Source organism: Marinobacter daqiaonensis (genome assembly GCF_900115285.1).
Classification (GTDB): domain Bacteria; phylum Pseudomonadota; class Gammaproteobacteria; order Pseudomonadales; family Oleiphilaceae; genus Marinobacter; species Marinobacter daqiaonensis.
Genome location: NZ_FOYW01000001.1, coordinates 1,960,113 through 1,978,878, shown reverse-complemented (window position 1 = coordinate 1,978,878; position 18,766 = coordinate 1,960,113). Strand labels below are relative to the sequence as shown.

The window sequence follows — 18,766 nt, the reverse complement described above, 5'->3', positions numbered from 1 at the left end:
GGGCTATCAGTTTCCCGGACACACCTGAATACAATCCCTGTCGTCCCTTGGTTCTTCCCGTTCTCCCTGTCCTCCGTGTAGGCTCGCCTTCCCTCATCCTGAGTGCAGACGGCCCGAGAAACTGATTAGCCCATCGCTTTCTGTCGTACCCGTGATTGGAGAGTTTAGCGTGGCTCCGGCCGGGGCTCTGTACGCTAACGAACATTGGCGATAATCTGTAACGTTTTTCTATGGGGGGTGTATCAGGACAGGTTGCTTGCGCGGTTTTCAAGGCTTGCCTCATAGCAACCACAGGATGCCGCCTCAAGAGCAGGACGATCGAGAATGGCGATTTTGCCTCGGGTGTAGCGTATGACCCCCGCCCGCTGCAATTTTGCGGCGGCGATGGTAACGGCGCCACGCTGGACGCCCAGCATGCCGGCGAGAAGAAGATGGGTCAGGGGTAGCTGGTCGGTCTGGGCGCGGTCATGGGCAAGCAGCAGGGCACGGGCCAGGCGCATCCTCACATCATGAAAACGGACGCAGCCGGCTGTCTGCAGGATTTCCGTGAGAGCGAAGTGCAGATATCGTTGAAGAATAGGGGATAGTGCGGGTTCCTTCCGCATGGCTGCCTGCAGGCTCCCTGCGCTCACCCGCAGTGCCAGGCACGGGGTCTGGACGATACCCCCCTGGGGTGAGCTGTTGATATCGAGGACCAGCGTCGCCCCGACCATCCCCTCGCTTCCGATGCTCTCGGTCTCGAACGGCTTGTAGCCGGTGATTGAGCTGACCAGTGAGATGGTGCCGCCTATCGGAAAGTAGGCGTATTGGAAGGGCTTGCCTGCCTCGCAGATCACCGCGCCGGCTGCCAGCTCAACGCGCTCGCACTGAGCCAGCACGGCCTGGCGCTGCCTGGATGGCAGACTGTCGATCAGGTGATTGCCGTCCTTTGATGTTTCCACGGGCTCTGCTTCTTCTTTCGATGGCATAGGGTATCCCTTTGACTCGAATCAGGCAGGCATGACACCCATGTCCGGACAAGCCGTCGTCAGTGTGTGAGTCTCTGCTCAAATGCTCCTTGTCATAACCCAGATCAGCAGGACCAGCATGGTAACACCTACGGCGCCGCTTGGCGCGTATCCCCATGCCCTGCCGCTTGGCCATGCGGGAACGACGCCCGCCAGGGCCAGTACCAGGATGGTCACAAAAATCGATGTCACGCTCATATCGTGTCCTCCCTGGCCGGTTTGAGAGAAAAGATTAACTCAAAGGAATCTTTTGGTCGGTTCGCTGGCATACATAGGCGACTCGACCGCACCTGTGCAACCGGGATGGTAAAGCGGGGCTTGAGGGCGCCGGTTGGTGGGGTTACAAAAAAGCGCCCGGCACAGAGATCTGCATCGGGGGCTGTCTGTTTCAGGTTTAATCAAAGGCGGGTCGGGCCAGCGGTGCTGACTGTTTCCCGCCGGCGGGGCCTACAGGTCCTTCATGGCACGGGTTGTCGCTTGCAGCACGTCCTTGGCATCACCTTTCACCATCAGGCTGTTGTCCTTTATGAACAGACTGTTGGGAATCCCGGCGAAGCCCGGAGAGAGGCTCCGTTTGACCACAACCACGGTCCTGGCCTTGTGAACGTCGAGAATCGGCATGCCATAGATCGGCGAGCTGGGCTCTTCGGCGGCTGCCGGATTCACCACGTCATTGGCCCCGAGTACGATGGCAACGTCGGCCTGTGGCAGTTCCGGGTTGATGGCGTCCATGTCCTTGAGCTGGTGATAGGGAATCTCGGCTTCCGCCAGCAATACGTTCATGTGGCCTGGCATCCGGCCCGCAACGGGATGGATGGCATAGCTGACACTGGCGCCACGGCTTTCCAGCTGGGAGGCCAGCTCCTTGACCGCGTGCTGGGCCTGGGCAACGGCGAGGCCGTAGCCGGGAACCATGACAACCTTCCTGGCGCTGTCCAGGAGCAGGGCCAGCTCATCCGCAGTGGCGTATTTCACCTTGCCCGCGTAGAAGTCTCCTTCGTCCCGGGCCTGGGACCCGCTGCCCGCCTGGCCGAATACGCCGCCAAACAGCACGTTTGGCAGTGAGCGGTTCATGGCCTTGCACATGACCGCCGTCAGGATCAGGCCGGACGCGCCCACCAGTGAGCCGGTTATGATCAGCCCCTGGTTGTCCAGGACAAAGCCCGTTGCAGCTCCGGCCAGGCCGGAGTATGCGTTGAGAAGAGCGACCACCACCGGCATGTCCGCACCGCCGATGGGCTGCACCAGCGCCACTCCCATCAGGAGACAGAGGCCAACCAGAGCCGCCAGCACCAGGGGTTGTGCGCCGGTGCCGTTCACGAACAGACCGCCGCCGACGATCACGGCAACCAGTGTTGTCAGCGCAACCAGCTGCCAGGTCCTGTTCTTTGCGGAGTCACCAATGCTGCCATGGAGCTTGAGGACCGCAACCAGTGAGCCTGCGAGTGTGACCGAGCCGATGACAATCGACACCAGAATGGCTACCGCCCACCCTGTCGTGCCCAGATTGTCCGCGGTCAGGGCGATCAGCCAGGTGCTGGCGGCAACGGTGACAGAAGCCGCGCCCCCAATGCCGTTGAGGCTCGCCACCAGCTCCGGCATCTGCGTCATGGCAATGCGCTTTGCCAGCCAGACGCCAATGGTTCCACCAACCAGCATACCGGCGATGATGGTGGGGTAACTGACGATTTGCTGATGCAGAAGTGCCGCGACCACGGCGATGAGCATACCGACAGCGGCAATCTGGTTACCCCGCACGGCGGTGCTGGGCCTGGTCATACCCTTGATGCCAAGGATGAAACAGACCGCAGCGGCAAGGTAGGAGAAGTTGATGAGTGCAAACATGGTTATACCTTCCGCTTGAACATGTTCAGCATCCGGTCTGTCACCAGGAAGCCGGCCACGATGTTGATACTGGCCAGGGTAACGGCAACAAATCCGAGTACCGCGGCCACAGTGGGTGATACACCAGCGCTGCCGGCACTGATGATCGCGCCCACAACGACGATGCCGGAAATGGCATTGGTGCCGCTCATAAGCGGTGTATGCAGGGTGGGGGGCACCTTGTTGATCAGCTCAACGCCGACGAACAGGGCGAGAATGAAAATAGTGAAGCTGAGAACGAACATCTCCATCAGGCGTTTACCTCCACATCCGTTTCTGTTTTTTCCGCTTTCACGGTCCCGGCAGGCTCCTGATCGTGCAGGATCCGGCCCTCGTGAATGACCCGCGTGGCGGCGACAATGTCATCCTCAGGGTCGGGATCAAGGGCCCCTTCGCGGGTCATGTTCAGCAGGAAAGCGGTAATGTTCCGGGTGAGCAGCTGAGAGGCATGCACGGGCACTCGGGATGGGTGGTTGGCGTGGCCGACCACGGTTACGCCGTCCAGATCCACCTTCCTGTTCAGGACGGTACCCTCGACATTTCCGCCCCGGTCAGCGGCGAGATCGACAATGACCGAGCCGCTTTTCATGCGGTGGATCATGTCCCGGTCAATGAGTTTCGGTGCCGGTTTGCCCGGCACGGCAGCGGTGGTAACCACAAGATCCGCACGGGCCACGCATTCAGCCAGCTGCTGTCGCTGGGCGGCATAGAACTCCGCATTCTGGGCTTTGGCATAACCATCGCTGCCTGAGGCGGTCGGTGGTGGAACCTCGATCTCAATGAAGTCCGCACCCAGGCTGTTTACCTGTTCCTTGACCTCGGGGCGCAGGTCGTAGGCCTCCACGACGGCACCCAGCCGTCGGGCCGTGGCAATGGCCATGAGGCCGGCCACACCGGCGCCGATGACCAGAACCCGGGCCGGATGAATGGTGCCGGCGGCGGTCATCAGCATGGGGAAATACCGTGGCAGGGCCATGGCGCCGTTCAGTACCGCCCGGTAACCACTGATTCCGGCCATGGCACTGAGAACATCCATGGATTGCGCGCGGGTGGTGCGTGGCACAAGATCCAGCGAAAAAGCCTGCACCGACCGGTCAGCCAGTTGCTCCAGAAGCGGCCGGTTGAACCAGGGGTTGAGCAGGCATATCAGTGTTGATTCCGGCTGGATCAGCGCGGCTTCGTCCGGTTCCGGCGCCAGGACCTTGAGGATAACCTGCGATTGCCGGTAGAGGGATTCGGCATCGTCGGCGATGATCGCACCGCAATGACGATATTCCTCGTCCGTGAAATGGGCGCCCAGGCCGGCGCCGCTCTCCACGATCACCTCGTAGCCAGACTCAAGCAGTTGCGTTACGCCTGGGGGTATGATCGCGACGCGGTTTTCACCGGCCGCTTTCTCCCGGGGGATGCCAATCATCATGCGGGTATGCTCCGTTCTGGGTGACTCGCCATATCGTGACCTTTTCGGTAGTGCCCGAATAAAAGGGGTCATACCTTAGTCGAATAGAGCTGTCGCCAAAAACAGATTTAATAAGAAGTAAGCATCGGAAAATTCGATGTGAACGAGGAGGTGGGGCGGCCATGGGGAAGGAATAGGCCCACCAGGACAGTGAGAGCTCCAGCCGCAGGAAGCGTTTCAGCTGGCTCAGCAACATCAGCGTCAGAAAATTGGCTGTGTAGTACAGGATGCGGAAGAAAGCACTGGAAAACTCCGCTCTGGCCTGGCTCGGGTGCTTCAACGCTCGAACTGGCCATGACGCCCTGCGCCCCTGGCAAAGCGGTCGGCTCCGGCAATGGCCTCCCTGAATACAATGGGGTAGCCGTTCCGGCCCTCATTGCGGAGAGCTTCCGAAAGCGGCAACTCCCACTGGCGATAGGCAGAGGCACGATCCGTCAGCATGCATTGCTGGGGAAAATCCGCGATCTGCTCCGCCAATGCCTCGGCGGCTTCACGGCTCTGGCCGTCTGGAACCACACGGTTAGCCAGGCCAATCTGCAATGCCTCGTCCGCACCAACCGGTCGGCCGGTCAGAATCATATCCAGGGCCCGTGACTGGCCGATGATCCGGGGCAGCCGTACCGTGCCCCCATCGATCAGGGGTACGCCCCAGCGCCGGCAGAATACACCGAAGACGGCGGATTCCTCCGCCACCCGCAGGTCGCAGAGTAGAGACAGTTCCAGCCCCCCAGCCACGGCATAACCGGCGACAGCGGCGATCACGGGCTTGCTCAGGCTCATGCGGGTAGGGCCCATGGGACCCGGACCCGCTCCTTCGGGGTCAAGGCTGTTACGTCTTTCCGGGTCACCCATGGCGGTCAGGTCCGCACCGGAGCAGAAAATCCCGTTTGCGCCCCAGAGCACGGCGACGCGGAACCGGTCCTCGGCCTCGAAACGTTCAAAAGCCGCCCGCAGTTCCTCCGCGGTCTTACGGTCTACCGCATTTTTTCTGTCGGGGCGCTCGAGGATGATGGTAAAGACATGGCCTTTCTCTTCGGTGCGAACAGCAGGGGTATGCACGTCGGACTCTCCTTTTTTGTTTTGGACGGTGCGAGAGCGATTTGAAACGGTGTGCCTAATATGAACGAAGATGACGAAGGATGCATGCCTGGTCACGTGGGGAGAAAAGACTAGAAGTAACCCTGTCGTTTCTTTCGCTCCATGGATGAGGCCTGGTCTTTGTCCAGGAGCCGACCATCCCGTTCGCTCGTGCGGGCCGCCATCATTTCGATAACGATGGCGGCGGCGGTTTTTGCCGTGCTCTCGACCGCGCCTGTCTGGGGATAACACCCGAGGGTGCGAAAACGGATTTGGCGCTCGGAAAGTGACGCTTTTTCTGACTCTGAGAGGTAGGGGAGCATTCGCTCGTCATCCAGCGCCAGAATCGTACCCGATTGATCGTCCTGCCAGCATAGCCTGGGTGAGGAGTAATAGAGAGGAACGATTTCGATCCGCTCCCTGAGGATGTACATCCATATATCCAGCTCGGTCCAGTTGGACAACGGGAACACCCTTACAGACTCGCCCTTGTTGATTCTCGTGTTATAGATGTTCCACGGCTCGGGGCGCTGGTTTTTCGGGTCCCACTGTTGCTGGCTGTTTCTTACGGAGAAAATCCGCTCTTTGGCCCTTGAGCGCTCTTCGTCCCGCCTTGCACCCCCGAGAGCGGCATCAAAACCAAAGTGAGCCAGGGCCTGCTTCAGTGCCTCCGTTTTCATCTGGTCGTTGTAGATAACGGAACCTGACTCGATGGGATGGACGCCATTTGCAAGGGCCTCCCGGTTGACCCACACCTCCAGGTTCAGGTTGTGTTTCTGGGCGAGCCGGTCCCGGAAGCGGCCCATTTCCGCGAATTCCCAGGTGGTGTCGATATGCAGCAGGGTAAAGGGAACTGGCGCGGGCCAGAAGGCCTTGCGCGCCAGGTGGAGCATCACCGTGGAGTCCTTGCCGATGGAGTAGAACATGCAGGGGTTGTCGAAGCAGGCGACAACCTCCCGCATGATATGGATGGCTTCGGCCTCCAGCTGGTCAAGATGCGTATTCACGCTCGTTCCCGGTCAGTGGTTATCGCCGGCTTTCCCCCAGAGAGCATTCGCGGTCACGCGGAAATGCTTCGTTCAGGGGCGCGTTGGGTGGCCGTCGGTGCCAGTCCCAGGGTGGAGGACGTGAAGCGGCGGACGTCCTCAAGCAGCATCCCATCGTGTTTCAGCGACTGACCATAGCTTGGAATCAGTGTCTGGAGTGTTTCCAGACCTTTGCCGGTGACCAGTTCCGGCATGCAGCGCTCGATCACGTCAAGCATGGCGGAAACGCAGGTGGACGCTCCGGGCGAGGCGCCGAGCAAAGCGGCCATCGACCGGTCGGCCGTGGTCAGGACTTCGGTGCCGAATTCCAGCTTGCCCCGTTTGCGGTCATCGGTTTTGATGATCTGGACCCGCTGGCCCGCCGGGCGAAGATACCAGTTCTCGGGCTCCAGGTCGGGCATGAAGCCACGGAGCTGATCCAGGCGGGCATCCCTGGAGCTGAGCGCCTCCTTGATCAGATAGCGTGTCAGGGGCCAGTTGCCGACAGCGACATCCAGCAGGTTTCGCAGGTTGTGGCTCCGAATGGATTTCGCAAGGTCGAGCACGCTTCCGGATTTCAGGAAGCGGGTGGTGAAGCCGGCGAAGGGACCAAACAGCAGGGCGGGTTTGCCATCAATGAATCGGGTGTCCAGGTGAGGAACCGACATGGGCGGGGCCCCCACGGGTGCCTGGCTGTAGACCTTGGCGTGGTGAGCCGAGGCAAGATTCTGGTCCTCGCAGGCCAGCCAGAGACCGGAAACCGGGAAGCCCCCGTAGCCTTTGGCCTCCGGCACACGGGCCTTCTGCAAGAGGTGGAGAGCGGCGCCACCGGCACCAACAAAGACGAAGTTGGCTGACAGCTCCGTGGTTTGTCCGGACTCAAGGTCTTCAAGCGTGACAAGCCAGGTCTTCCCTTTGCGGGTCAGGCCGGTTACGCGGGTTTTCAGGCGAATGTCGGTGTTGTCCCGCTGGGACAGGGAGCGGCCAAGCTGCCGGGTCAGCGATCCGAAATTCACATCACTGCCGTGGGCAACCCTGGTGGCTGCCGTGGGCACGATGGATGATCGTGGTCCCATGATCAGCGGAAGCCATTCCGAGAGGGTGGAGGGCCGGCTGGTGAACTCCATGGCTCCGAACAGCGGATGGGACTGAAGTGCCGCCTGCCGCTTCTGCAAAAACTGGCACGCTTCCTTGCCCTGAACCCAGCTCAGGTGAGGCACATTGCGAATGAATCCGTCAGCCTGGGAAAGGTCGTTGCGCTCAACGAGGGAACTCCAGAACTGCAGTGACACCTCGAACTGCTCGTTGATCGCCAGGGCGCGGTCGATTGCGACGGAGCCGTCCGCCTGCTGGGGCGTATAATTGAGCTCACAGTAGCCGGCATGACCGGTGCCGGCGTTGTTCCAGGCATCGGAACTCTCTTCGCCCAGCTGGCCGGACTGTTCGGCCAGGGTAATGGACCGTGAGCTGTCCAGACGGGCGATCAGGGAGGCGAGGGTAACGCTCATTATTCCGCCGCCAATCATCAGAATGTCAGTGTGGTGAATCGCCATGTTCTGCCCCCTTTAAATAGTGCCCAGCAAGATGCTTCCACGGTAGTCGAAGGGAGGTGTCGAAAAAAGCAGGTTTATTGATAGTGAATGTTCGTAAAAAACGATGTGAAGGTTGGCAGGTTGGAAAATGTCATGGCAGGCAGGAGAGAACCCGCCAAAAGTAGGAGCGCGGTTCAAAATTTTGCCGTGTGTGATAGCATGAAGTTATAAGCTTATGCGAACAATGAAGGTCCTGAAAATGCCTTATCCTGTCGCGCTCTTCCTGGTGATGATTCTGGGTTTTCCTGTTGCTGCCCTGGCCGATGTGGAGTCCGAGCCCGTCCGCCGAGAAACCCTCAGTGAAACCATCCGGCTCGATGGCGTAATCGAAGCGGTCCAGGAGAGCACCGTCTCCGCCCAGACCAGCGGCACGGTGCAGCGCCTGCCCTACGATGTGGATGATTCGGTGGAGGCGGGGGAACTGATCGTGAAGCTGGAAGACAGCGAGCAACAGGCGAGACTCGACCAGGCCAGGGGAAACCTCCAGGAAGCGGAGGCCAATCACAGGAATGCCCTGCAGCAGTTCCGAAGGATCGAGGAAGTGCATGAGCAGGGCTATGTGTCGCGACAGGAATTTGATCAGGCCCAGAACAATCTTGCAGCAGCCAGGGCACGGCTGGAACGGGCCCGGGCCGCCGTGGAAGAGGCTCAGGAACAGCTGGACTACACCACGGTGATCGCACCCTACACTGGCATTCTCACGGCGCGCCACGTGGAGGTGGGTGAGTCTGTCAGTCCCGGGCAACCGTTGCTCAGTGGCCTCTCCCTTGAACAGCTTCGGATTGTCGTGGAGTTGCCGCAGATGTACGTGGACAAGGTCAGGGCCGAGCGTCGCACGAGGGTCACCCTCGGTGATGGCCGGGTGCTCAGAACCGGCGAGATGACCTTCTACCCCTATGCGGACGCCCGCACCCACACATTCCGGCTCCGGCTCGCCCTGGAGGAGCCCGAAGCAACGCTCTATCCGGGAATGCTGGTCAAGGTCGAGGCTCCGGTCGCGGAGCGGGAGGCCCTGTGGATACCCGCCAGTAGTCTGATTCAACGTAGCGAGCTCCGCGCAGTGTATGTGCTCGACCGGGAGGGCAGCCCCCGTTTGCGGCAGATCCGCACCGGTGTCCGGCGTGATGGCCAGATCGAAGTGCTGGCGGGGCTTGACGAGGGTGAGCAGGTTGTAACCAATCCTGGTGATCTGGCCGGGGAAGGGGGCGGCGGATCGGCCAGGGACCACCATGCCGATCCCCGGGAGGCCGACGAGTGAGCCAGGAAGACAATCCGGTCGGCCCCTCCGGCATGATAGCCCGGGTATTCCAGGACTCGAAACTTACGCCCTTGCTGGCGATGCTTGCCGTGCTGGCGGGCATTCTGGTCATCATCATTACCCCGAAGGAGGAAGAGCCCCAGATCGACGTCACCATGGCGGACATCTTTGTGGCCCTTCCCGGCGCCAGTGTCAGCGAGGTGGAAAGTCTTATTGCCACTCCGGCTGAACAGGTGATGAGCGAGATCAGGGGAATAGAACATGTTTACTCGGTATCCCGCCAGGGCAGCGCTGTCATTACGGTTGAGTATGAAGTGGGCATCCCGCGACAGGAGGCCCTGGTCCGGCTCTATAACAAGATTTACTCGAACCGGGACTGGCTGCCCCGGAACCTGGGCGCTACCGAACCTCTGATCAAGCCCAGGGGTATTGATGACGTGCCCATCATGACCCTGACGCTTTTCGACCCCGACAACCGTCATGGGGGCGAGGAGCTGACGCGCCTGGCCCACGCCCTCGAAGTCGAACTGAAACGCATACCCGGCACCCGGGATATCTACACCCGGGGCGGGATTCCCGACCGGGTTGATGTGCGCATCGATCCCGCCCTGCTCAAGGGGTTCGGCCTGACCGTTGAAGACCTTCGCCTAGCACTGCAGGCAGCCAACACCAGTAGCCAGGAAGTGCGGGTGACCCAGGATGGCATGTCGATACCGGTCCAGGCGGGCACTCCCCTTGAATCCGTTGAAGCAGTGCGCCGGCTGGTGGTGGGCATGGAGAATGGCGCCGCGGTTTTCCTGGCGGATGTGGCCGAAATCAGCCGGGGTGGAACCGTGGCCGACCAGAGCGTGATGATGGGCTTCGGGCCTGCTTACGCGGAAACGCGAGCCGGGGCGCCCGGTGAACTCTACCCGGCGGTTACCCTCGCCATCGCAAAGAAATCCGGTGAGAATGCGGTCGACATCGCCGCGGCCATAGAGTCGCGCCTGGATACTTTACGGGGCTGGATCCTGCCGGAAACCGTGGAGGTGGTGGTTACCCGGGACTATGGCAAGACGGCTTCTGCCAAGGCCAGCCAGTTGATTACCGACCTGCTGTCGGCCACCGTGTCCGTCATATTGCTGGTGCTGGCCGCCATGGGCTGGCGTCAGGCACTGATCGTCGGCTCCGCCGTACTGATCACGCTTCTGCTGACCCTGGTCTTTTCCTGGGCCTGGGGTTTCACCCTGAACCGGGTCTCGCTTTTTGCCCTGATCTTCTCCATCGGCATTTTGGTTGACGACGGCATTGTAATAACCGAGAACATCAACCGCCGCATCCAGAATTCACGCCGATCGGTGAGAGAAATCATTCCGCTGGCAGTGGACGAAGTGGGCACGCCAACCATCATGGCGAGTCTGACCATCATGGCGGCACTGATACCCATGGCTTTTGTGAGCGGGCTCATGGGGCCGTACATGCAGCCGATTCCCATCAACGCTTCTGCCGGCATGGTGTTCTCCCAGATTGTCGCCTTCGTGGTGGCGCCCTGGCTCGCACTGCGCCTGCTACGTCATAAAAAGGGGCAGCAGGCCGGGGAGGCGGAAGAGGCCAGTAACTCCGCTGCAGGCGTCAGCACTCTGATGATGCGGATATTCCGCACGGTTCTTGGCCCCTTTCTGGGCGGGCACTTCTGGCGAAGGAGCCTGCTGGCTGTGGTTGTGATCGGGCTCACGCTGGTTGCCGCTTCGCTGCCGCTGTTTCTGGCCGTTATCCTCAAGATGCTGCCATTTGATAACAAGTCGGAGCTTCAGGTCGTGGTCGATATGCCCGAGCATACACCCATGGAGCAGACCCAGCGTGTGTTGCTGGAGATGGGCGCCCACCTCGAAACCGTCGGCGAGGTCGCCAACTGGCAGAGTTATGCCGGCACCGCCTCACCCATCAACTTCAATGGTCTGGTACGTCAGTATTATCGGCGTGGTGAGCCCTACCATGGCGATATCCAGGTAAACCTGGCGGACAAGGACGAGCGTGACCGCCAGTCCCATGAGATCGCGCTTGCTCTGCGAGCGCCTCTTAAGGAGATCGGAGACCGCTACGGCGCGGCTGTCAAGATTGTCGAGGTTCCCCCCGGTCCGCCCGTCCTCTCCCCTGTGGTGGCGGAGGTTTACGCCATTGATGAGGCCCACCGTGCGGAACTTGCCACCAATCTGGCCGCAGAAATGGCCAGGGTCGGGGGTCTGGTGGATATCGACACCACCCTGGAGGCTCCGACGCGGCGCTGGGAAGTGGAGGTGGACCGCGACCGGGCCGCCCGGTTGGGGATTTCCCAGGCCCAGGTGGTGTCAGCCCTGGCGACGTTGCTGGGAGGAGATAACGTCAGTTACCTCCACGATGACAGTGCCAAATACGCGGTACCGATCCGGGTCATCCTGGAGGAGGGCGACAAGGCCCAGAAATCCGGGCTGCTGTCCCTGTCACTGCGCAGCGGCAGCGGTGAACTGGTGCCGATCAGCAGTTTCGCCGAGGTCAGGGAGGCCGACTGGATGGGAGCCCGGTACCACAAGGACCTCCTGCCGGTCACGTACGTCACCGCGGACATGGCCGGGGATGTGGACTCGCCGCTATACGGCATGTTCCGGATGGTGGAGCGCCTCGACCAGTGGGAGAACGGCCCCGAGCAGTTCTTCATCCGTCAGCCGGATCTGCCCCAGCAGGGCTCCCTGAAATGGGACGGTGAGTGGCAGATCACCTACGAGACCTTCCGGGATATGGGCCTGGCATATTCCGTGGGTGTCTTCATGATCTTCGTGTTGCTGGTGGCCCAATTCCGTTCCTATCTTCTGCCCCTGGTGATAATGGCGCCGATTCCTCTCACCCTGATAGGCATCATGCCAGGGCACGCCCTGCTGGACAGGGAGTTTACCGCCACCAGCATGATCGGAATGATTGCCCTGGCCGGAATCATCGTCCGCAATTCCATCCTGCTGGTGGTCTTTATCCGGCAGCTGCTGTCTGAAGGCGTGGACCTCGACCAGGCCGTCATGCTGGCGGGAGCGGTACGGGTCAAACCCATCGCCCTTACCGCCGTTTCGGCGATGGTGGGGGCCTGGTTCATTCTGAATGACCCGATATTCAATGGCCTGGCGATTTCACTGATCTTCGGTCTCGCCATGTCCACCCTCCTGACGCTGCTGGTGGTGCCGCTGCTGTATTACGTCCTGGCCCGTCGCCAGTGGCTTTGATCGGCTCATACGGGCTTGGGTACAGGCAAAAACCCCTGCTCTGAAACTCCCGTTAGCTGGCCGATCCTGCTACCCGGGCGGGAGGTTATTGCGGGTCTGTCATGGTCCTTAACTTTACCTTTACGTAAACTGTAGTATGTGCTAAAAATTGATCACGCACTCGTTGACAACAATAAAAGGAAAGGACCATGAGCCTCCCGGAATACCAGTCGGTCTATGACAATTTCGATCCCGCCAGCCTCGAAGCCGAGATCCTGGAAGGCAATCTGGAGACGGGCCTGAATGTCTGCACCGAAATCTGTGACAAGTGGGCCGAAGACCCCCAGCGGGTCGCCCTCTACTATGAGAAAGAGGATGGTGGTTCCGGCAAACTCACCTTTGCCGAGCTGAAGGAAAAGTCCGCCCGCTTCGCGAATTACCTGGCATCCCGGGGAATTGGCAAGGGTGACCGCGTGGCTGCCCTGCTGCCCCGTACCCCGGAACTGCTCATTGTCATTGCCGGCACCCTGCGCGCCGGCGCTGTGTACCAGCCCCTCTTTACCGCATTCGGTCCCGGCGCCATCGAGTACCGCTTTGAGCGTGCCGGCACTCAACTGGTGGTGACCGACCCGGCCAATTACCCGAAGCTGACCGAAGTGAAGGATTGCGCGCCGGTGGTGTGTGTGAATGCCTCGGCGGTGGATGCCGATGTTCCTGATTTCGAAAGCATTCTGGCAGAGCAGTCCGACCGGTTCGAGCCGGTGCTGATCACGGGTAGCGACCCCTTCCTGCAGATGTTCACCTCCGGAACCGTGGGCAAATCCAAGGGTGTTGCGGTACCGGCCAAGGCGTTGCTGGCGTTCTATGTTTACATGAAATACGCCATTGACCTGCGGGAAGACGACGTGTTCTGGAACGTGGCTGATCCGGGCTGGGCCTACGGCCTGTACTACGCGGTGATCGGCCCGCTGCTGATGGGGCACGCGACCCATTTCAACCCGGGCGCCTTCACCCCGGAAACCACCTACGACATGATCCGCAGATACGGGATCACCAATCTGGCGGCGGCGCCCACGGCTTACCGGCTGCTGAAGGCCCATGATCATGTGCTGCCGGAGGGTGAAAACCTTGGCCTGCGGGTCGCCAGTAGCGCCGGGGAACCGCTGAATCCGGAGGTGGTGAGCTGGATCGAAAAGCGCCATTTCTGTTCGGTCAAGGACCATTATGGCCAGACCGAAACCGGTATGACCTGCTGCAATTTTCACGGACTCGAGAGCACGGTGCGCCCGGGCTCCATGGGCTATTCATCCCCGGGCCACCGGGTGGTGGCACTGAATGAAAGGAATGAGGAAGTGGGGGCAGGCGAGGTCGGCCAGCTGGCGGTGGATGTGGAGGCCTCGCCATTGTTCCACTTCGATGGCTATACCTGGGGAGAGAAGGATCCGTTTGTGAACGGCTACTACCTCACCGGCGATATGGTCATCAGCCATGGTGACGGCGGCTTTTCCTTCAGCGGCCGCGATGACGACATCATCACCACCGCCGGCTACCGGGTTGGCCCGGCGGATGTGGAAAGTACCCTGCTGGAGCACCAGGCCGTTGCCGAGTCCGGTGTGGTGGCCAAGCCTGACGAGAAGCGTGGTTCCATCATCAAGGCCTATGTTGTGATCAAGGGCGGGCAGGAACCGGAAAGCGAGGATGCCCTGAAAGAGGAGTTGCAGGAACTGGTCCGCCATCGTCTGTCGGCGCACGCTTACCCGCGGGAGATCGAGTTTGTGGATGAACTGCCGAAAACTCCCAGCGGCAAGATCCAGCGTTTTGTGCTGCGCAACCAGGCCAAGGAGGAGGTGCACGGATGATCGTCACCTTCGAGGAACTTCAGGCCTTCCTCGCCGAGCATTTCCCCCAGGGCGCCCGGTACGGAACCCTGCAGGGCCTGGGGGATGGCTGGGCCGAAATGAAGCTGGAGGTGGACGACGAACATCTGCGCCCGGGTGGCACGGTTTCCGGTCCCGCCATGATGGCGCTGGCGGACGTCGCGGTTTATGCCGCGCTACTGGGCAAGATCGGCCTGGTCCCCCTGGCCGTCACCAGCAACCTGAACATCAACTTTCTGCGCAAGCCGGTGGCCCACAGCCCGATACGGGCGAAGGCCAACATGCTGCGTATTGGCCGGACCAGTGCCGTGGGTGAGGTGTATATTCACTCCGAAGGCCTGGAAGAGCCCGTCGCTCATGCTACCAGCATCTATGCCATTCCGGCGGCGCGATAACGGACCTGGGGGACCTCCGGTGCGGGGGGGGGGTTGAGCAAGAGCGTTTTCGGCGGCACAGGCACCGTGGGGTGCTGTCGTCAACGCTCGACTTCCCGGACATAGAGATTGGTCGAAAAAACGCGACTTTTTGATTGACGTTTACGTATACGTCAATCTACTCTGTGAAAAGTTCAAATGTACAACAATAACAAAGGTGGAATGCCCCATGAGTGACCCGTTCGTTCTGGAGACCCAAAGCCTCGTCAAGGAGTTCAAGGGCTTTGTCGCGGTCAACGACGTCAACCTGAAGGTGCAGCGTGGGCACATCCATGCCCTGATCGGCCCCAATGGCGCGGGCAAGACCACGGTATTCAACCTGCTTACCAAGTTTCTCATTCCCACCCGGGGCAGGATCCTTTTCAAGGGCGAGGACATTACCGCCATGAAGCCTGCCGCCATCGCGCGGAAGGGCGTGGTCCGCTCATTCCAGATTTCCGCGGTCTTTCCCCATATGACCGCCCTGGAAAACATCCGCGTTGCCCTGCAAAGCTTTGAAGGCAATTCGTTCCGCTTCTGGAAGTCCGGCGAATCCCTCAACAGGCTGAATGAGCGGTGTATGGAGCTGCTGGACAGTGTGGGTCTGACGGAATACGCCAATACCACAACCGTGGAGCTGGCCTATGGCCGCAAGCGGGCACTGGAGCTGGCCACCACCCTGGCCATGGAGCCGGAGCTGCTGCTGCTGGATGAGCCCACCCAGGGCATGGGCAGTGAGGATGTGGATCGGGTGGTGGAGCTGGTCCGGAAGGCCGCCCAGGGCCGCACCGTACTGATGGTGGAACATAATCTGGGCGTCGTCAGCAAGCTCTGTGACCGGGTCACTGTGCTGGCCCAGGGCTCGGTGCTGACCGAGGGGAATTACCAGCAGGTTTCCGATGACCCCCGCGTGCGGGAGGTATACATGGGTGGCGCAGCCACCGAGAAGCAGGAGGAAGCGGAATGAGCCAGGTTGCTCACAAGGAGTACGAACAGCTGCGGATTTCCGGACTGCACGCGTTCTACGGCGAGTCCCACATCCTCCACGGCATTGAGATGGAGGTCCAGCGGGGCGAGCTGGTCACCCTCCTGGGTCGCAACGGGGCCGGCCGAAGCACCACGTTGAAAGCCATCATGAATATGGTGGGCCGCCGTACCGGCTCGATCATGATCAACGGTGAGGAGACGATGTCCTGTGCCCCTCACCACATTGCAAGGTTGGGCGTTGGATATTGCCCCGAACACCGGGGCATTTTTTCCGGACTCAACGTCATGGAGAACCTGACGCTCCCGCCGGTGGTAAGAAGCGGCGGCATGGGGCTGGAAGAAATCTTCGCCATGTTCCCGAACCTGTATGAGCGTCGGACCAGTCAGGGCACCAAGCTCTCCGGTGGTGAACAGCAGATGCTGGCCATGGCCCGCATCCTCCGGACGGGCGCCAACATGCTGCTGCTGGATGAAATCACTGAGGGTCTGGCCCCGGTCATTGTAGAAAAGCTGGGCGAGGTCCTGATCAGGCTCAAGGAAAAAGGACTGACCATTATTCTGGTTGAACAGAATTTCCATTTCGCCGCACCCCTGGCAGACCGTCATTACGTGATGGAGCACGGCCAGATTGTGGAGGAAATCAGCGCTGGCGACCTTGCGAGCAAGCAGTCGGTGCTGGACAGGTACCTGGGCGTTTGATGCCCGGGCCAGAGAGTGCAAAAACAAGAACAAATCCCGAAAACCAACGCAACGACAGCAGCGGAGTTACAATAATGACAATCACGAAAAAGCTTCTGACCTCAGCGATCGCCTCGGCCCTTCTGGTGGGCGGTGCCCAGGCCGAGATCTCCAACAATACCGTCAAGATCGGTTACCTTGCCGATATGTCCGGTACCTACCGGGACCTGGCAGGTCCTAACGGCCTGAAGGCCATGGAAATGGCCATCGCCGACTTCGGTGGCAAGGTGAATGGCGCCAAGATCGAAGTGGTAAGTGCCGATGACCGCAACAGCCCTGACGCCGCCTCAAGTACGGCACGGCGCTGGGTGGAAAATGAAGACGTCGACATGATTGGCGGCCTTGTTGCCTCCTCGGTCTCCATCGCTGTCAGCAATATCCTGGAAGAGAACGACCGGCTGGGCATCATCTCCGGCTCTGCCGCGTCCAGCATTACCAACGAACACTGCACGCCCAACCACATTCACTATGTGTATGACACCTATCCCCTGGCCAACGGTACGGCCAGTGCCGTCGTGAAAGAGGGTGGGGAGACCTGGTTTATCCTTACCGCCGATTACGCCTTTGGTCATGCTCTGGAAGGCGATGTCACCCGCGTGGTGGAGGAAAATGGCGGGAAAGTCATCGAGACCGTGCGGCACCCCTTCCCGACGTCTGACTTTTCATCCTTCATCCTGCAGGCCCAGGCGTCCGGTGCTGACGTGGTGGCCCTGGCGAATGCCGGTGCGGATACCACCAATGCGATTACGACCGCCAACGAGTTCGGGCTCACTCAGTCCGGTCAGACCCTGGCAGCCCTGCTGCTGTTCCTCACCGATGTTCACGCACTGGGCGCGGAAACCGCACAGGGCATCCAGCTCACCACGGGTTGGTACTGGGATATGAACGATGAAACCCGTGCCTGGTCCGACCGCTTCATGGAAGAGACCGGCGTTCGTCCCACCATGGTGCACGCGGGTATCTACTCCAGCACCATGCAGTACCTGGATGCCGTCAAGGCAACGGGTTCCGACGATGCCCAGACCGTCCGCAAGCAGATGATGGAAACACCCATCAACGACATGTTCGCCAAGAATGGCATCATCCGCGAGGATGGCCGTATGGTCCACGATATGTACCTGGCAGAAGTGAAGACGCCGGCTGAATCCAAGGGCGAGTGGGACCTGTACAAGATCATTCGCACCATCCCGGGCGACGAAGCCTACCGTCCGCTCTCCGAGAGCAAGTGCGATCTGGTAACCCAAAACTGATGTTCTGACCGACTGGTGTCCCCGCCATTGTGGCGGGGACACCACCGAAAACTGCAGATTCACCACCCGGTTACAACGTCTGCGCTGCTTTTGGAGTTCTCGACATGTCCATGATACTGGGAGTCCCCGTGGCTGTGCTGTCCGGCCAGCTTATGCTCGGGGTCATCAACGGCGCCTTTTACGCCCTGCTGAGCCTCGGCCTGGCGGTCATATTCGGACTGCTGAAAATTATCAACTTTGCCCACGGTGCCATGTACATGCTCGGCGCCCTCTGCACCGTTCTGATGTTTGATGCTTTCGGCATCAATTACTGGGTGGCACTTTTTCTCGCACCTATTCTTGTGGGCTGCTTTGGTATTGCCCTGGAGTATTTCCTGTTGCGACGTATTGCGGGGCAGGACCATATATACAGCCTGCTTCTGACCTTCGGCATCGCTCTTATCATTCAGGGTGTGCTGACCAATATTTATGGTGTTTCCGGCCTGAGGTATTCCATGCCGGATGTGTTCAAGGGGGGGATGAACCTCGGCTTCATGTTTCTCCCCTATTATCGTGCCTGGGTTATCGTCGCAGCCCTACTGGTGTGTTTCGGTACCTGGTTCATGATTGAGAAAACCCGGCTCGGCTCCTATCTGCGGGCAGGCACGGAGGATTCCCAGCTGATGCAGGGTTTCGGTATCAATGTGCCCTTGCTGATCAGTCTGACCTACGGTTTTGGCGTCATGCTGGCTGCCTTCGCCGGTGTGCTGGCCGCCCCCATCTATTCGGTATCTCCGGTGATGGGCGCCAATATACTTATCGTGGTGTTTGCCGTTGTGGTCATCGGCGGTATGGGCTCCATCGCCGGCGCGGTCATCACTGGCCTGCTGATGGGGGTTGTGGAAGGTCTCACCAAAGTATTTTACCCCCAGGGTTCGGCAGCCGTGATCTTTCTGGTGATGGTGATCGTCCTGTTGATTCGCCCATCGGGCCTGTTCGGTAAGGAGGCATAGC

The 18,766-nt window shown here is 60.2% G+C and carries 16 protein-coding genes; 8 read left to right on the top strand and 8 right to left on the bottom strand.

Going from position 1 to position 18,766, the window contains the following annotated elements; translation table 11 throughout:
• Positions 1-242 precede the first annotated feature (242 nt).
• The 8 genes from BM346_RS09020 to mqo all read right to left on the bottom strand — a co-directional run bounded on the left by BM346_RS09020 (position 243) and on the right by mqo (position 8,005).
• Positions 243-968, bottom strand: coding sequence for a Crp/Fnr family transcriptional regulator (locus BM346_RS09020; RefSeq protein ID WP_092011124.1), 726 nt, complete (start codon positions 966-968; stop codon positions 243-245).
• A gap of 78 nt (positions 969-1,046) precedes the next feature.
• Positions 1,047-1,205, bottom strand: a complete 159-nt coding sequence (locus BM346_RS09015) for a DUF3309 family protein (RefSeq protein ID WP_092011121.1) — start codon at positions 1,203-1,205, stop codon at positions 1,047-1,049.
• 249 nt (positions 1,206-1,454) lie between these two features.
• Entirely contained in the window at positions 1,455-2,852 is a 1,398-nt protein-coding gene (locus BM346_RS09010) for an NAD(P)(+) transhydrogenase (Re/Si-specific) subunit beta (protein WP_092011118.1), read from the bottom strand.
• Positions 2,853-2,854: 2 nt separating this feature from the next.
• Positions 2,855-3,142, bottom strand: a complete 288-nt coding sequence (locus BM346_RS09005; protein WP_092011115.1) for an NAD(P) transhydrogenase subunit alpha part 2 — start codon at positions 3,140-3,142, stop codon at positions 2,855-2,857.
• Complete coding sequence (locus BM346_RS09000) at positions 3,142-4,311, bottom strand: Re/Si-specific NAD(P)(+) transhydrogenase subunit alpha (protein WP_092011112.1); 1,170 nt, start codon at positions 4,309-4,311, stop codon at positions 3,142-3,144. Before BM346_RS09000 ends, BM346_RS09005 begins: the two co-directional genes overlap by 1 nt.
• A gap of 315 nt (positions 4,312-4,626) precedes the next feature.
• Positions 4,627-5,409, bottom strand: coding sequence for a crotonase/enoyl-CoA hydratase family protein (locus tag BM346_RS08990; RefSeq protein ID WP_092011106.1), 783 nt, complete (start codon positions 5,407-5,409; stop codon positions 4,627-4,629).
• Between the two features lie 110 nt (positions 5,410-5,519).
• Positions 5,520-6,434, bottom strand: coding sequence for a sulfate adenylyltransferase subunit CysD (cysD, locus tag BM346_RS08985; RefSeq protein WP_092011103.1), 915 nt, complete (start codon positions 6,432-6,434; stop codon positions 5,520-5,522).
• Positions 6,435-6,487: 53 nt separating this feature from the next.
• Positions 6,488-8,005, bottom strand: a complete 1,518-nt coding sequence (gene mqo, locus BM346_RS08980; RefSeq protein WP_092011100.1) for a malate dehydrogenase (quinone) — start codon at positions 8,003-8,005, stop codon at positions 6,488-6,490.
• 238 nt (positions 8,006-8,243) lie between these two features.
• On the opposite strand from mqo, the gene BM346_RS08975 reads away from it, so the two are divergent.
• From BM346_RS08975 to BM346_RS08940, 8 genes are all read left to right on the top strand, one after another.
• Complete coding sequence (locus BM346_RS08975) at positions 8,244-9,302, top strand: efflux RND transporter periplasmic adaptor subunit (RefSeq protein WP_227662841.1); 1,059 nt, start codon at positions 8,244-8,246, stop codon at positions 9,300-9,302.
• Between the two features lie 32 nt (positions 9,303-9,334).
• Positions 9,335-12,529, top strand: a complete 3,195-nt coding sequence (locus BM346_RS08970; RefSeq protein WP_406812895.1) for an efflux RND transporter permease subunit — start codon at positions 9,335-9,337, stop codon at positions 12,527-12,529.
• A gap of 188 nt (positions 12,530-12,717) precedes the next feature.
• The gene (locus BM346_RS08965) at positions 12,718-14,367 is read left to right on the top strand and encodes an AMP-binding protein (protein WP_092011075.1); all 1,650 of its coding nucleotides are present in this window, start codon (positions 12,718-12,720) and stop codon (positions 14,365-14,367) included.
• Positions 14,364-14,780: a PaaI family thioesterase gene (locus tag BM346_RS08960; protein WP_092011074.1), complete on the top strand. Its 417-nt coding sequence runs from the start codon at positions 14,364-14,366 to the stop codon at positions 14,778-14,780. The genes BM346_RS08965 and BM346_RS08960 overlap by 4 nt, the downstream gene beginning before the upstream one ends.
• 208 nt (positions 14,781-14,988) lie before the next feature.
• Positions 14,989-15,765 (top strand): ABC transporter ATP-binding protein, encoded by a 777-nt coding sequence (locus tag BM346_RS08955; protein WP_092011072.1) that lies wholly within the window; start codon positions 14,989-14,991, stop codon positions 15,763-15,765.
• Entirely contained in the window at positions 15,762-16,484 is a 723-nt protein-coding gene (locus BM346_RS08950; RefSeq protein WP_092011070.1) for an ABC transporter ATP-binding protein, read from the top strand. The genes BM346_RS08955 and BM346_RS08950 overlap by 4 nt, the downstream gene beginning before the upstream one ends.
• A 74-nt stretch (positions 16,485-16,558) precedes the next feature.
• A complete protein-coding gene (locus BM346_RS08945) occupies positions 16,559-17,773 on the top strand; it encodes an ABC transporter substrate-binding protein (RefSeq protein ID WP_092011068.1) in 1,215 nt (404 codons plus the stop codon).
• Between the two features lie 104 nt (positions 17,774-17,877).
• Complete coding sequence (locus BM346_RS08940; protein ID WP_092011066.1) at positions 17,878-18,765, top strand: branched-chain amino acid ABC transporter permease; 888 nt, start codon at positions 17,878-17,880, stop codon at positions 18,763-18,765.
• Position 18,766: the final 1 nt, after the last annotated feature.

Coding starts and splice junctions, on each gene's coding strand:
- BM346_RS08940 (WP_092011066.1), top strand. CDS start 17,878: ATGTCCATGATACTGGGAGTCCCCGTGGCTGTGCTGTCCGGCCAGCTT.
- BM346_RS09020 (WP_092011124.1), bottom strand. CDS start 968: ATGCCATCGAAAGAAGAAGCAGAGCCCGTGGAAACATCAAAGGACGGC.
- BM346_RS08975 (WP_227662841.1), top strand. CDS start 8,244: ATGCCTTATCCTGTCGCGCTCTTCCTGGTGATGATTCTGGGTTTTCCT.
- BM346_RS08965 (WP_092011075.1), top strand. CDS start 12,718: ATGAGCCTCCCGGAATACCAGTCGGTCTATGACAATTTCGATCCCGCC.
- BM346_RS09000 (WP_092011112.1), bottom strand. CDS start 4,311: ATGATGATTGGCATCCCCCGGGAGAAAGCGGCCGGTGAAAACCGCGTC.
- BM346_RS09015 (WP_092011121.1), bottom strand. CDS start 1,205: ATGAGCGTGACATCGATTTTTGTGACCATCCTGGTACTGGCCCTGGCG.
- BM346_RS09005 (WP_092011115.1), bottom strand. CDS start 3,142: ATGGAGATGTTCGTTCTCAGCTTCACTATTTTCATTCTCGCCCTGTTC.
- BM346_RS08945 (WP_092011068.1), top strand. CDS start 16,559: ATGACAATCACGAAAAAGCTTCTGACCTCAGCGATCGCCTCGGCCCTT.
- mqo (WP_092011100.1), bottom strand. CDS start 8,005: ATGGCGATTCACCACACTGACATTCTGATGATTGGCGGCGGAATAATG.
- BM346_RS08955 (WP_092011072.1), top strand. CDS start 14,989: ATGAGTGACCCGTTCGTTCTGGAGACCCAAAGCCTCGTCAAGGAGTTC.
- BM346_RS08950 (WP_092011070.1), top strand. CDS start 15,762: ATGAGCCAGGTTGCTCACAAGGAGTACGAACAGCTGCGGATTTCCGGA.
- BM346_RS08970 (WP_406812895.1), top strand. CDS start 9,335: ATGATAGCCCGGGTATTCCAGGACTCGAAACTTACGCCCTTGCTGGCG.
- BM346_RS09010 (WP_092011118.1), bottom strand. CDS start 2,852: ATGTTTGCACTCATCAACTTCTCCTACCTTGCCGCTGCGGTCTGTTTC.
- BM346_RS08960 (WP_092011074.1), top strand. CDS start 14,364: ATGATCGTCACCTTCGAGGAACTTCAGGCCTTCCTCGCCGAGCATTTC.